The following is a 14388-nucleotide window of genomic DNA, read 5'->3' as shown; positions in this document are numbered from 1 at the left end:
CTTATCCTTTTGCAGATTCGGTAGTCTTGTTTGTTTGACTTGCCAACACTTGGCAGTCCAGTACATCAATTAACTTTTTTATTTGATTGGTTAACAAAGCAATCGCTCTGTCGCTTTGCACTGACATATCAATACTGGTGGTGTTATTTTCGTTGAGCTGCATCTGTAAACTAGTGACTTTAAAACCGCGATGACGGACGACGCGCAACACCCGCTCTAATACTTCCGGTTGCTGCTGCACATTAATTGCTACTGAGTAGTGGCTCATGTTTGCTTCTCCATCTCATCCATCATGTCTTGGTTTGACGCCCCTGGCGGGACTAATGGCCATACATTGTGCGCATCATCTATCGACACGTGCAGTAGGAATGGCCCTTCACTATTGAGCATTTCATCTAAGCCTGCTTCAACTTCGCTGGCCAAGGTAATGTTACGCCCAGGAATATCAAAGGCTGATGCCATTTTGACAAAGTCTGGGTTATCAGAAAGGTCAGTTTCGCTATAACGCTCTTCAAAGAATAGCTGCTGCCATTGCTTAACCATGCCTAACTTTTGATTATCGACTAGCAAAATTTTAACCGGTAAACGTCGGCGCTTGATGGTGGTAAGCTCTTGCACGTTCATCATAAATGAACCATCACCCGACACTGCCACCACCATAGCACTTGGTCGCGCGACTTTGGCGCCAATCGCGGCAGGCAAGCCAAAGCCCATAGTGCCAAGCCCGGAACTTGAAAGGTGATCTTCTGGGCGACGAAAATACATGTGCTGCGCCACCCACATTTGGTGCTGACCCACATCGCAAGAAACCACACTATCTTCAGGTAGTTTTTGCGCTAAACGATGCAACATTGCCGGGGCATAAATCAATTCACCTGGGCGGTCATAACGCCATGGGTGTTGCTCTTTTAAATTTTTAACTGCGTCTTGCCACGCTTCAATCTGCATACTTTGACTCAATGCAGGTAGGATTTGACGCAAATCGCCTGCAATGGCCACTTCTGGCATTCTTAATTTGCCCAGCTCAGCGGCATCAATATCGAGGTGAAGCACTTTGGCATTTTCAGCAAACGAGGCTAAACGCCCAGTCACACGGTCATCAAAGCGCGCACCCACTACGATCAGTAAATCGCATTGTTGCACCGCTAGATTGGCCGCTTTGGAGCCATGCATGCCTAGCATGCCGAGGTAGCTCGGGGTGTCGTAACTGACGGCGCCGAGCCCTTTTAAGGTCGCCACAGATGGAATGCCCGTCGCGGCAATAAACTGTCTTAACGGCTCAACTGCACTCGCCATGCCCACGCCGCCGCCCACATACAGCATGGGCCGTGAAGAGTGAGCCAGCAGTGCATTAGCAGCATCGATTTGGGTTTGAGTATGTTCTGGTTCTGGCATTACGGCTTGCAACGGCGTTTTGTAATCCACTAGCGCAATTTGAATATCTTTAGGTATATCGACTAAAACGGGGCCAGGGCGACCAGACGCTGCAATTTCAAATGCTTTATATAGCGTGGGCACTAACTCTTCAACATTGGTCACCATAAAGCTGTGCTTGGTACACGACAGTGACATGCCTAGTACATCAATCTCTTGGAACGCATCGGTACCGATAACGGCGGTGGAAACCTGACCGGTAATCGCGACCACAGGAACAGAATCGAGCAACGCATCTGCAAGTGAGGTAATAAGATTAGTGGCTCCGGGGCCTGAAGTGGCAAAGCAAACGCCAGTCTTGCCACTTGAACGAGCATAACCTACAGCAGCAAATGCGGCGCCCTGCTCATGGCGACTCAATAGATGTTCAACAGAACTGCCATACAAGGCATCATAGATCGGCATAATCGCACCGCCTGGATAACCAAACACCGTCTTTACCCCGTGTGCCGCGATGGTTTTTATTACTGCGTCGGCGCCCCGTATCATCTGCCCTTGTTCCATCTGTTCTTGCTCCACTACTCAATGTATCGATAACTTGGTTACGGCTTAATGGCGACACTCAATAATTTCAGCAGGCCTTTAAACGAAAAAACCCCCGTTCCTTTCGGCGCGGGGGTTGTTTGCAATCTTAAACCTAATTAGGTGTGTCGATTTAGCATGCGCGCCCCCCGCTGTGATTTAATAATCACGACGGTAATAATCACAATAATAATTTGGGCGGCTTGGCTAAACATACGTGACTCGTATTCCTAATTTGGGTCTTTGCTTAAATTCGGTATCGGTCTTCGTCGATCAGACCACTATTAAGATTTACCACAAAGCGAATAAAAAACACAATGAAAACTTTTGCATTATTAATAACATTCAAGCATTAGCCTTAGGTCTCCGGCTAGCAACTCGGTGTAAGAATAACTGACTGCCGCCTCTATTTATTGTCGCTAAGATGTTAATTATTAATGTTTTATTAAAAATAGCTTACTAATCATCGGCTGCTTTACTCGGTGTTATTTCAGCATTGCCTGCCACTCGATTGAGTTACAGGCTCCGCTTCAGATAATATTAAGCTTCTTCAACAATGCGTTGCATTTCGGTCATGTAACCGCGAAGTTCTGCGCCGACGAACTCAACGGCAGTGTTACGGATCTCATCATTAACTTCGATAAGACGAAGATTATCAACACCGTTACTGGTCTCTTTTAAGCCAGCACCTAGGTATTCTGATGACATGCTTTCAACATAACCGCGTAACATAGGCACTGCTGCGTGGTTGAATAGGTAACAACCGTATTCAGCCGTATCAGAGATCACTATGTTCATTTCGTAAAGACGCTTGCGAGCAATGGTGTTAGCGATAAGTGGCGTTTCATGCAGTGACTCATAGTAAGCAGACTCTTCAACAATACCCGCGGCAACCATAGTATCGAACGCAAGCTCTACGCCCGCTTTGATCATCGCAACCAAGAAGATACCTTTATCGAAATATGCCTGCTCGTCAATTTGCTCATAACACTGTGGTGCATTTTCAAAAGCCGTTTCATTGGTTTCGCTGCGCCATTTAAGCAAATTAGCATCGTCGTTAGCCCAGTCTTCCATCATGGTTTTAGAAAACTCGCCACCGATGATATCGTCCATGTGCTTTTCGAATAATGGCTTAAGGATCTCTTTCAACTCCTCTGCCATTTCAAACGCTTTAATCTTAGCTGGGTTAGAGAGTCTATCCATCATATTGGTAATACCACCGTGCTTAAGTGCCTCGGTAGTGGTTTCCCAACCTTGCTGAATTAACTTAGCTGCGTAGCCTGGCTCTACGCCATCGGCAACCATCTTCTCGTAACCCAAAATTGCGCCAGTTTGTAACATGCCGCAAAGAATTGTTTGCTCACCCATAAGGTCAGACTTAACTTCAGCGATGAAAGATGAGTGCAATACGCCCGCTCTGTCGCCGCCCGTTGCGCTTGCATACGCCTTAGCGATATCAAAACCTTCAGCCTTTGGATCGTTTTCTGGATGAACCGCAATCAGTGTTGGCACGCCAAAGCCACGCTTGTACTCTTCACGTACTTCAGTACCAGGGCACTTAGGGGCAACCATAATGACGGTGATATCTGGGCGAACCTGCATGCCCTCTTCAACAATATTAAAGCCGTGCGAGTAAGACAATGTCGCACCTTGCTTCATTAACGGCATAATAGTGGTAACGGCATTAGTGTGCTGCTTGTCTGGCGTTAGGTTTAACACCAAGTCAGCATCAGGAATTAACTCTTCAATCGTGCCAACACGGAAACCGTTGCCGGTAGCTTTTTGATATGAATCACGCTTCTCGCTAATCGCTTGTGCACGCAGGGCAAAAGAGATGTTGAGCCCAGAGTCACGCATGTTCAAACCTTGGTTTAAACCTTGTGCACCACAACCTAGGATGACAATGTTCCACCCCTTGATATGGTTGCAGCCTTCGCTGAACTCGCTACGATCCATAAAGCGGCATTGAGCCAGCTGTTCTAATTGTTGACGCAAATTCAGAGAGTTAAAATAGTTAGCCATCTGATATACCACCTTGATTCTGGATGTTTAAACGGGCCTGCTCAGTTGCGAGCTAAGCTGTGATTGAACTCACTATAGCGCAAGCTTTTCATTGCCGAAAATGATATATTCGGAACATGATGTTGCGCTTTGTGCAACATGGAAAGATAGCGGTCTCTTAACCCTTGCGGCTAGCAAACGCGATACACAGAGGATGAACCATTTGGATATTCGCACCATCAAGCTCTACTTACATCTGTCTGATAGTTTGCATTTTGCGCGCACTGCGCAAGCGATGCATGTCAGCCCATCAACGCTAAGTCGTGCAATGCAAAGATTAGAAGCAGAGGCAGGTGCGCAGCTGTTTCAGCGTGATAATCGCAGCGTGACGTTAACGAGTGCCGGCGTGGAGTATCGTCATTTTGCCGAGTTAACCTTGGATCACTGGGGCAAACTCAAAACCAAGATCGACCCTAAACAGGATTTATTAAGAGGTCGACTTAATCTTTATTGCTCAGTGACCGCCGCCTATAGTCATCTGCCCGGCTTACTTGACCGCTTTAGGCGAGAGCATCCATTAGTCGAAATAGCATTAACCACAGGTGATGCGGCTAATGCCGTCAACGAAATTCGCAATAATCGCGCTGATATCGCCATTGCAGCGCTACCTGATCCTTTTCCAGAAAACCTGCATTTTGCCAAAATAGATGACGTGCCACTGTCTATCATCGCACCCACTTTTCGCTGCCAAGTGCAAGAGCTGTTGACCGAATCCTACATCCCATGGGATCGTCTACCGTTTATCGTGCCTGAACATGGACCGGGTCGTAAACGTATCGACAACTGGTTTAAAGCACTTGGCTTAACGCCCAATATTTATGCTCAAGTGTCAGGACAAGAGGCAATAACCTCTATGGTCGCGCTCGGCTGTGGCGTCAGTATCACTCCCGAAGTGGTGATTAATAACAGTCCAGTAAGAGACCGAATTCAATTACTGTCATCGCCAATAGCCATTCCGCCATTCGAACTAGGGTGTTGTTGTAAACTTAAACGCTTAGCAGAGCCAGTAATTCAAGCTTTTTTAGATGCCATCTAACGATTCTGCTCAAGTAAGCACAAGTAAGCACAAGTAATCTATACAAAAGAACAATCATCTCTACTACAATATAATGACCATTCCCTATAAAAATAACTATGAATACCATTGCGCTTACCTTGGTCTCTGTTGGTCTTCTAGGGCTATTACTCGCCCTATACCCAGCATTACAGATCTGTAATCAACCAAACTATCAACGTAATGGATGGCGCATTCTATTTGGAATGATCCTATTATTTATTATTGGATATTTAGGTTTTATCTGGATGTTATTTGATAGAGAAGCGAATAACCTAGAAATGATTGTCGCGGTAATATTTTTTGCAGGAGGCGGCTTTGTACTAACAATTATAAAAATGAGTAACAGTACTATAGGCGAATTACTGCTTACCCTAAAAGAGAAACACCATCAAGCACACCATGATGCGCTAACAGGCTTACCGAACCGTATCCAGTTTTATGAAACACTTGAACGGCTCACGATTGATACCAATATACCAACCTGCTGCATGATGATGGATGTCAATAATTTTAAAGTCATCAATGACACATACGGCCATGCATTTGGCGATTATGTACTGCAAGAAATAGCAAAACGTATTTTTGATGCTGTCCCCTCTGGAAATTTAGTCGCTCGCATTGGAGGCGATGAATTTACGGTCATACTCCCCAATAGCAACGCTGATGATGCCGTTAAAGTTGCCCAAGCGATTCAACAAAGCTTCCTAAGTGAGATCGTTTGTGACCCATTTCAACTTGTCGTAGGGATTAGTATTGGCATCGCCCAATACCCTATCCACGGAGAAAACAGAAAAGTCATTCTTAAATTTGCTGATATCGCCATGTATGAAGCCAAAAAGCGTGCAGATCACATTCAAGTTTTTCAAGATAATGCCGAACGACACAAAGTTAATGATTGATCACAAACAATCAAAAAGACTAGGGGCTTTTGATCTTTCACGGTTGTTTTTGCCGCAGTTTATTGGCTATTTTGACAAGGCGGAGGCTATGTCGTTTAGTTATTCTCTACAAATAGCCTACAACACCGTAAAAATAGCCAAGAAGCGCGGCCCTTAGGGTTCGTTTCAATAATTTTATTAATGCGTTACGAGCTTTTCGCTTAGCCAGCTAAGCATCATCGCTCAAGCCTTGTACTAAAACCATTGAATTCGAACAAAAACTAAGCTCGAAAGTTCAACAGCCCCTAGAAATAAGCCCCCTCTTAATCTTTCTCTTTTACGCCATTAATAATCAAATTACGCAGCCAACGGTGGCTGGGATCAAGATTAAAGTGCTTATGCCACACCAAAACATAGGCGCCGGGTTCAAGTTCAGTCGGCACGTCAAGCATCGTTAAGTCAAAGTCTGCTGCCATTTTAGTCGCATATTTTTTAGGCGCACATAAAATCAAATCACTGCTCTCACACAGGCCCATTGCACTATTAAAGTCAGTCATGTTAACCGCTATATCTCGATGCAAATACTTTAAACGCAATACATCATCCAACAGCCAGTGCTCAAGCCCGCCAAACGTAACCTGTAAATGACGATACTTTAGAAAAGTCTCTATATTCCAAGGCTCATTTAATAGCGGATGCTCATTTCTCACCAAACATACAGGATAGTCCCGGATCAATTCTGCATAGCCTAACTCTTCGGGTAAGTGATTCATATGTAACAAAGAACGGTTATCCCACTCGCGGCAAATAATGCCCATGTCAATTTCGCAGCGTAATAGCTTATCTAAGCTATCCAGTGACCATGTTTGACAATTGAGACTCACTTGTGGCGCTTGTTCAAGTAACTGAGGCATAAAGTAGGGAAATGTGAGCGAATAGGCAGTTTCAACCAAGTTGATTCGAAAACGGCGTCGGCTCTCGGCGGGTTCAAAGGTATTTGGACGAGTAAATTGATCTAGCCTTTGCAACACTTCGCGCAGCTCTGGGGCTAACTCTAATGCTCGTGGTGTTGCTTTTAGGCCATAAGCAGTGCGATCAAACAATTGATCATCGAAAGTTTCGCGTAACTTGCTCAACTGTTTACTGACCGCAGATTGACTCAGGTGCAGCCTCGACGCAGCAGCGGTAACACTTTGCTCTTCGAGCAACACCTCTAACACTCGCAATAAATTGAAATCTAGCTGTTTCACCCGTTACCTTCTCACATACCAAAACTGACTTGGCCTATGATAGTTTTTTTCAGGCATCAGCGGTGCTGTTTTCGAACATCAAAACAAATATAAGCACGATTATGAATACGCCATCCGCTCTCTAGTCCCGAGTCACGTTAGTTATCCACGGCGCCAGCGTCCTTTAATGTTGTCGATTTATTTAATGCATCTATGGCTCCAATGGCCTGCGTATATACAGATAGGGAAGAGTCTCACTGCTATTAGTCATTTTACAACAGTGACTTAAGAGTGATAAGTTAATCGGCGCAATCTAGCCAGAGGGATCACGCCGCTAAGTGTTACGATCTCCAGAGCGGGTATATAGCGCTCACCATGGCACTTTTAACAGCACTCTCAACTACATGTTCCAGCAGTGATTGGAATGACTAACAAACGGACTTATAGGTCAAAAATGAAAATTGAAGTCATAAATAAAGAAGATAAGGCGGTTTTTGATACGCTTATCGAGGGGCTTAAACAGCACAAATACGAGCATATGGGGCCAGAAGAAACGGTCCCTCTTTCAGTTATCGCCCGAGATGAAGATGACAACATCATCGGCGGCGTTTCCGGACGAAGCATTTATCGAAACTTTCTCATCGAAGTGGTTTGGGTAAGTAAACAAGCAAGAGGCACAGGGCTTGGGCGTCAGTTAATGGATCAAGCAGAGATAGAAGCTAAAAAACGCGGATGTTTAACGGCGCAATTAGACACCTTATCTTTTCAAGCCCCTGTATTTTATAAAAAACTTGGTTTTGATATTGTCGGAACCGTCCCCGGATTTTCCGGCAGCCCAGAACGTTATTTTATGCTGAAGCAGTATTCAATGGAAGATAGCCAATGAAACCTTTTAAAAAACTAGAAACTAAAAACCTCGGATTAGTGTTAACCATTTCACGCCTGTTTCTCATCTTAGGAGCATTCGGAACGGCACTGATATTGGCAGTACTGATATTTACCATGTCTTTTATGAATACTATTGCTATGGGAGCGGTATATATGCAGTTTCTTCCTTACTGTTTCGTTTTAATCGTGACTGCTTGTTTACTCGCAGTATTGATTGCAATCGAAGAGTCTTATAGAAAGCGTACCCTTACGCCGGAGCTAGAAAGCTAAAGATAGATCAACCTTGGCTGCCAATAGCTATGACCGGAATTGGCCATAGCTACATTAATACGGGGTTAGAACAGTGAAATAGTTTGGCGTTGGAGTCATCGCTGAAAGGCCAAGATTTATTAATTCTACTCTGCCCAAAAATTTTATTTAAAAAAAGCGATCCCATCTTCAATTCCTACCGTATAGATAATCAAGTATGCATTAGCGTGGCAGTACAGCCCAAGTACATAAGCCTTTGAAGCTAACCAAGCTAATGATTGCTTAACCTTTTCCATCCTCCAAGTACCTTTACCCTCGGACCTCTGTTCGGGGGATTTTTTTGTCTGAAATAAAGCTAATTTTCGTCATTATTTCGCAACTCAATATATTTGTGGTACCAATGTTTTGATCGCATGTGCAGACACTGCCGTATCTACACTCGATTTGAAAAGCGGGATCTTCTAGCACCAGAGTGTCTATTTAGTAAAGTCTACTCTGACCCCAATTGTTTGTTCGTCACGTTAGTTATCCATGGTTCCAAACGACTGCCCCATTTAATATCCACCGTATAACGCGGCGCAGTAATATCTTGGTAACCCAATCTGCTTAAGCCCGACAGATCCTCGGAATACTCCAGTGGCACCATAATGTTACTGACCAATAACTCTCTTAGTAATAAGCGGTAACTGTTGTTATTAACGTTGTAATAAGGCTTGGCTAGCCCCTTAACAAACAGCATATTATCTTGGCCAGAAAACTCAGCGGCTAAAGACTCATAGTCCAAGGCTGCTTTAACAAAAAATAGCCGACTATTGGTTAGCTTCTCCTTTTTCAAGCTAACAAGAGAGTCATCCTTTAAGCGAAGATTGTTCTCATTAGGCTGCTGGGTATAGGTTTCGAGTGCAGCCTGATAACGTAACTCTGCTTTGGTAATTTCAGCAGTGTGTAACGCTCCATCAAACTCTAATGCCCAATACAATTGACGTGACTGCGCGCCGTAGTACTCGTTGTCAGGCACCTCAAAACCAAGAGCTAACAACTGTGCTTGAGTCACCTCGGCCTCGTGTGAGTTATAGCCGTTGTAAGCGTTTTCAACCCTTGTTGCAGTGCGCCAATTCATACCAAGTAAAATGCCTGAATTCTCTTTATTCATGCCGCTGTTATAAGGTAAACCTAGCTCTCTTTCAGTCAGTGTTAACTCTGATGTCACCACGCCGATACGGTTATATGCCACACCACTTAGCGCTATGGCATTACTGCCAATAAGTATCACTAAACCAATCAATAAGAACTTTTTCATTACGTGGCTCCTTTGCTTAAGTCACTTAAACGAACTCGCTTAAACACCATCAGTGCCAGCAGGGCTGACAAGCCCAGAATGAAAAAGAATATATATTTCGGCATCCAATCCCACCACCAGTCAAAGAACTTGGTGTAGAGGAATAAAATAAAGAACACATTACCGGTATTGGTCACCTCGCCCCATTGGCGCTTAACCCCAAACCAAATAGCAGCCACCGAGAGCGCAAACCCTGTCAGTTGATAACAGCCTTCTACCATCTCCGGTGACCAGCTTAAATAGCTTATTTCGCCCCAATTAGACAAGATTAGGATCGGTAGAAACAGCATGATCATTGCCATCACGTTATAAATCGAAGCAAAGCCACTGAAACGTCGATGATCGCTAAAATGAGGTAAGAGGAAGATAAGTAAACTAGGCAGTAGAAAGTTCTCTGGCCTTTCACCAAAGTTTATCCAATACATACCGGACCAACTGCCCACTTTCATCGCAATAAAACCACTGAGGCTGACGATGCCAAAGAACAGCAACAAGCGCGCATTACACGCATAAGCCAGCAAAAAGCTAAAAGCAGCCCACACAGCAAAGGCATTAGGTGACGGCGTAATATTAAATATCTGCCCCAACATAGAAAGGTTAAGCACAAAGCACGCAAGGCTTACCAAGGCGGCAATTTTTGAGTAATAAGCACTTTTCTCTGCTTGAGCCAGTTTCAATGACACTATGAACAGTAGGATGGGAGCTATCACTAAAATGCTGACTTGAACCGCAGTATTTAGGTAGCCCCAGAACTGATAGAACAGAAAGAAGATGCTGGTGGCCATTGCCAGCGCACCGAGCATGGAGGCAATTCTCATCCCTAAAGATAGCTGTTTAGATTGGCGACTAGTGTCAACATCATAGGTATCTGATAGGCGTTGCAATAATTGCTGGTGGTAGCCACTGAGCCTATTTTTCTGTTCAGCTGAAATTTCAATAACGTTATCATTTTCCAACTCATCCATCTCTTGTTGGAATGCATGAATTTGATCAACACGTTGCTGCGCATCACATTGAGAAAGCGAATTTTCTTCCATGGATTGATTCTCCTTAATCACACCTTATAGTGCCGTAATTGATAATAAAGGCAACTCATCATGACCGGTACCTTCCGCCAGTAAATGGATGTGGCACAACAAACTCTGCTTCACTCTGCCTGATTAAACACCCGTTATCGACCTACACTCGCCAAGCGCGCCATGATGCTCGAATATCTGTGGTGCCAATGTCGTGATCGCATGTGCAGACATGCCGGAGGCTCGCTGCAAGTCCATCTGACCTCCATGGATGGAGGAAATGCCAAATTCTGTCTGGAACAGAATTGGCCCAGTAAGCTCTACGATGGCATCCATGCCATCAAAGGCCTCAGCCATATCTACACTGGGTTATAAAAGCGCAATTGTTTAGCTTTGGAGGTATCACCGAAAAGCAAAGATTGAGTTGTTTTACTCTGAACTAAATTTTGTAGTTACACAGCAACTTGATGTATCTGTGGTTCCAATGGCCTGCGGCCAGCGCATGTGCAGACACAGCCGTGACACGCTACAAGTCCATCCATGGAAGCTCGGCCATGACGTCCATGTCATGGACGGTCACGGCCGCATCTACACTAGGGTTTGAAAAGCGGGAGCTTCTAGCACCAGAGTGTCTATTTAGTAATAGTTTACTCTGACCCAGCTAATTATCTTTCACAACTCCAACATAAAACACTACTCATAAACCTAAGCACTCAACTCACTGACACCGATCTCCCCCGTTGGAAATTTCGTTTTTCAGAAATTTCGCCGGGGCGCTGAGGGATTGCCAAGGGGTACAAGCGCTTTACCCCTTGGCTCTGGTGTGGGCGAAGCGCCACGACGTTAGTCAGGCGCAGCCTGATGCAGTAGAAATGTAAGCGAAGCGCCACGACGTTAGTCAGGCGTAGCCTGATGCCGTAGAAATGTGGGCGAAGCGCCACGACCTTGGTCAAGCGCAGCTTGATGCCTTTATCTGTAAACCCAAAATGAAACTCAAATCTAAAATAAATTCAAAACCCAAAAATTCATAACCTTAGCTAAACTTACCTCAGCCCACATTGGAATTTAGGACTATCCACCACTAAAACAAAAGGATTTGTTTATGGCACTCGCCTGTGTTGCAACCCGCGCAAGCTGCGGCGTCGACGCCCCTCTGGTCACCGTAGAAGTCCATTTAAGTAATGGCTTACCCGCCTTTTCATTAGTTGGACTCCCCGAAGCCTCCGTCAAAGAAGCAAAAGAACGCGTGCGCAGCGCGCTGATAAATGCGGGATTCGAGTTCCCAATGCGGCGCATTACCGTCAATTTAGCCCCAGCAGATCTGCCTAAACAGGGTGGCCGCTATGATCTGCCCATTGCGATTGGCATTCTCGCCGCCTCAAAACAGATCCCGCTAAAATCGATTGAACAACATGAATTTGTCGGTGAACTCGCCCTCTCTGGCCATGTGCGCTATTGCCAAGGAATACTGCCAGTGATTGTTGCGGCCAGCAAAGCAAACAACCGCATAATACTGCCGATTGATAATCGTGCCGATGCCGAATTGGTCGGTTTTGATAAAGTGTTTTTTGCTACTCATCTGCAATCATTAGCCGCTTACCTGCATGGACAGTCGGAGTTACCCAGCATCGATTTTGGCCTAGAATGGATAACGCCGACATCCAACACCGGCGAGCCCAGCAACAACTGCCTCAGCGAGGTGATTGGTCAACAACACGCTAAGCAAGCGCTAGAGATAGCGGCGGCGGGCAACCACAATTTGCTGATGCTCGGCCCACCAGGGACTGGCAAAACCATGTTGGCGAGTCGGATGATGCAGCTTTTACCGCCACTCAGTTATGAAGAGGCGCTTGAAGTTGCTTCAATCCACTCGGTTGCAGGACAAAATATGCAACGACAACAATTCTTTCAACGTCCTTTTAGAAGCCCGCACCATACAAGCTCAGCCATTTCATTGGTTGGCGGTGGTGCAATGCCAAAACCGGGCGAGATCTCCCTCGCCCATCGCGGGGTACTATTTTTAGATGAAGTGGCTGAGTTTCCGCGCAAAGTGCTCGATTGCCTGCGTGAGCCGATGGAGACCGGAGAAGTGAGTATTTCGCGAGCCGCGGCCAAGCTCAATTTTTTATGTCGATTTCAGCTGGTGGCCGCAATGAACCCGAGCCCCTGTGGCGATGTTAATAATGCCAGAGCGAGTAACGAGCAGATTATCCGTTACTTATCTAAACTTTCAGGGCCTTTTCTCGACCGTTTTGACTTAACCATTGATGTCCCTAAACTCCCTTTAGGCGCACTAAACAGTAGTAATACTCACGCAGAAACCAGTGCAACCATCGCCCAACGCGTGCATGCAGCCAGAGAGGTTCAATTAGCACGTTCGGGCACACTCAACAGTGAACTAAGCGGTAAACAATTAAAGAATGAGGCTAGGTTTAGTGCGGCAGATCTGTTGTTTCTAGAGGAGAGTGTCAATCGATTAGGTTTATCGGTCCGCAGTTACCATCGACTGCAACGTGTCGCCCGCACGATTGCAGATCTGCAGCAGGAACAAGACGTATCGCGGGCCCATATTGCGCAAGCATTAGGTTACCGCGCCATAGACCGATTATTAACAAGCTTAAAACAGTACTAAGCTGAGCAATGCTTAACTGAATCATGCTTAGATCAACAAAGTGAGAATACAGCGACAACAGATAGGCTAAAACACCTTACTTGTTGGTTTTTTCGGCAAAAATTAACATCTAGATTGAGACAAACCACTACAACGAGTACTATAGGTCTCCGTTTTTTATCCTGGGGTCCTCAATGGGCGCAATTGTGTCACGCATTACGGGAAGTTTAGCGTTCTTCTTTTACATCATTAATACTGCATTTTGGGTTACTCCCATTTTAGTGGTCAGTATTTTCAAGCTAATTCCTCTCACTTTTACGCGTACCGCTTGTACTTATTTCCTCGATTTCTGTGCCAGCTCATGGATCCGTTGCAATGGGGTAGTTGAAGACATTTTCCATCCCGTCAACATTGATGTTCAAGGTGATGCACAATTATCACCAAAAGAGTGGTATATGGTGATTGCCAACCACCAATCTTGGGTCGATATTCTTATTTTACAACGGGTGTTAAATGGCAAAATTCCTTTTCTTAAATTTTTCCTGAAACAGCAATTAATCTTCGTTCCAGTTTTAGGACTCGCTTGGTGGGCGCTCGATTTTCCTTTTATGCGTCGTTATAGCACTGCACAGCTACGTAAAAATCCGAAGTTACGCGGTAAAGATATTGAGATAACACGTAAAGCCTGCGCTAAGTTTAAAAGTAAGCCAGTGAGTGTGATGAACTTTGTTGAGGGCACACGCTTTCACCCCGCTAAACATCAGAAACAAAACTCGCCTTTCACCCACTTGCTCAAGCCAAAAGCAGGCGGTATGGCGTTTGCGCTATCAGCAATGGGCGACCATATTCATAAGTTGGTTGATGTTTCTATTTGCTACCCTGACAAAGTGCCTACTTATTGGGAATTTATTAGTGGGCAACTTAAAGAGGTCAAAGTGCATATTCAAGTGCGCGAAATTGGCGAATCACTGCGTGGTGATTATATTAAAGATCGTGAGTTTAAGATTGAATTCCAAAACCAGCTGAATCAAATTTGGCAGCAGAAAGATCAAGTGCTTACTGAGTTAGCACAAGTGAAAACAACCAGAGAAGAGGCTTAGCGCA

General features: G+C 45.1%; 13 protein-coding genes. 6 read left to right on the top strand and 7 right to left on the bottom strand.

Going from position 1 to position 14388, the window contains the following annotated elements:
* Position 1: 1 nt before the first annotated feature.
* From ilvM to ilvC, 3 genes are all read right to left on the bottom strand, one after another.
* Positions 2–268 carry an acetolactate synthase 2 small subunit gene (gene ilvM, locus CXF86_RS08400; RefSeq protein WP_101089411.1) on the bottom strand — a complete coding sequence of 89 codons (267 nt, stop codon included), beginning with the start codon at positions 266–268 and terminating at the stop codon, positions 2–4.
* The gene (ilvG, locus tag CXF86_RS08395; protein WP_180961033.1) at positions 265–1938 is read right to left on the bottom strand and encodes an acetolactate synthase 2 catalytic subunit; all 1674 of its coding nucleotides are present in this window, start codon (positions 1936–1938) and stop codon (positions 265–267) included. Before ilvG ends, ilvM begins: the two co-directional genes overlap by 4 nt.
* 558 nt (positions 1939–2496) lie before the next feature.
* Complete coding sequence (gene ilvC, locus CXF86_RS08385) at positions 2497–3978, bottom strand: ketol-acid reductoisomerase (RefSeq protein ID WP_102038778.1); 1482 nt, start codon at positions 3976–3978, stop codon at positions 2497–2499.
* A gap of 202 nt (positions 3979–4180) precedes the next feature.
* Here ilvC and ilvY point away from each other — a divergent pair, with 202 nt between their 5' ends.
* Both ilvY and CXF86_RS08375 read left to right on the top strand, forming a co-directional pair.
* Positions 4181–5053, top strand: a complete 873-nt coding sequence (ilvY, locus tag CXF86_RS08380) for an HTH-type transcriptional activator IlvY (protein WP_102038777.1) — start codon at positions 4181–4183, stop codon at positions 5051–5053.
* 98 nt (positions 5054–5151) lie between these two features.
* Positions 5152–5973 (top strand): GGDEF domain-containing protein, encoded by an 822-nt coding sequence (locus tag CXF86_RS08375; RefSeq protein WP_101089414.1) that lies wholly within the window; start codon positions 5152–5154, stop codon positions 5971–5973.
* Between the two features lie 302 nt (positions 5974–6275).
* On the opposite strand, the gene CXF86_RS08370 is transcribed toward CXF86_RS08375, so the two are convergent.
* Positions 6276–7202, bottom strand: a complete 927-nt coding sequence (locus CXF86_RS08370; protein ID WP_101089415.1) for a LysR family transcriptional regulator — start codon at positions 7200–7202, stop codon at positions 6276–6278.
* A 433-nt stretch (positions 7203–7635) separates the two neighbouring features.
* On the opposite strand from CXF86_RS08370, the gene CXF86_RS08365 reads away from it, so the two are divergent.
* Both CXF86_RS08365 and CXF86_RS08360 read left to right on the top strand, forming a co-directional pair.
* Positions 7636–8067: a GNAT family N-acetyltransferase gene (locus CXF86_RS08365; RefSeq protein ID WP_101089416.1), complete on the top strand. Its 432-nt coding sequence runs from the start codon at positions 7636–7638 to the stop codon at positions 8065–8067.
* Entirely contained in the window at positions 8064–8339 is a 276-nt protein-coding gene (locus tag CXF86_RS08360) for a hypothetical protein (RefSeq protein ID WP_102038776.1), read from the top strand. Before CXF86_RS08365 ends, CXF86_RS08360 begins: the two co-directional genes overlap by 4 nt.
* Positions 8340–8482: 143 nt before the next feature.
* Here CXF86_RS08360 and CXF86_RS23035 read toward each other — a convergent pair whose 3' ends face one another.
* The 3 genes from CXF86_RS23035 to CXF86_RS08350 all read right to left on the bottom strand — a co-directional run bounded on the left by CXF86_RS23035 (position 8483) and on the right by CXF86_RS08350 (position 10694).
* Entirely contained in the window at positions 8483–8614 is a 132-nt protein-coding gene (locus tag CXF86_RS23035; RefSeq protein ID WP_257985317.1) for a hypothetical protein, read from the bottom strand.
* Positions 8615–8808: 194 nt separating this feature from the next.
* Positions 8809–9618: a DUF4824 family protein gene (locus CXF86_RS08355; protein WP_102038775.1), complete on the bottom strand. Its 810-nt coding sequence runs from the start codon at positions 9616–9618 to the stop codon at positions 8809–8811.
* The gene (locus CXF86_RS08350) at positions 9618–10694 is read right to left on the bottom strand and encodes a DUF2157 domain-containing protein (protein WP_102038774.1); all 1077 of its coding nucleotides are present in this window, start codon (positions 10692–10694) and stop codon (positions 9618–9620) included. Before CXF86_RS08350 ends, CXF86_RS08355 begins: the two co-directional genes overlap by 1 nt.
* Before the next feature lie 1081 nt (positions 10695–11775).
* Here CXF86_RS08350 and CXF86_RS08340 point away from each other — a divergent pair.
* Both CXF86_RS08340 and CXF86_RS08335 read left to right on the top strand, forming a co-directional pair.
* Entirely contained in the window at positions 11776–13305 is a 1530-nt protein-coding gene (locus tag CXF86_RS08340) for a YifB family Mg chelatase-like AAA ATPase (protein ID WP_102038772.1), read from the top strand.
* Positions 13306–13478: 173 nt separating this feature from the next.
* Complete coding sequence (locus CXF86_RS08335) at positions 13479–14384, top strand: acyltransferase (protein WP_101089597.1); 906 nt, start codon at positions 13479–13481, stop codon at positions 14382–14384.
* The last annotated feature ends 4 nt before the right edge of the window (positions 14385–14388 follow it).

It is taken from the genome of Shewanella sp. GutCb (genome assembly GCF_002836135.1).
GTDB lineage: Bacteria > Pseudomonadota > Gammaproteobacteria > Enterobacterales > Shewanellaceae > Shewanella.
The sequence above is the reverse complement of the archived record's forward strand: the minus strand, read 5'-3'. Positions and strand labels throughout refer to the sequence as shown.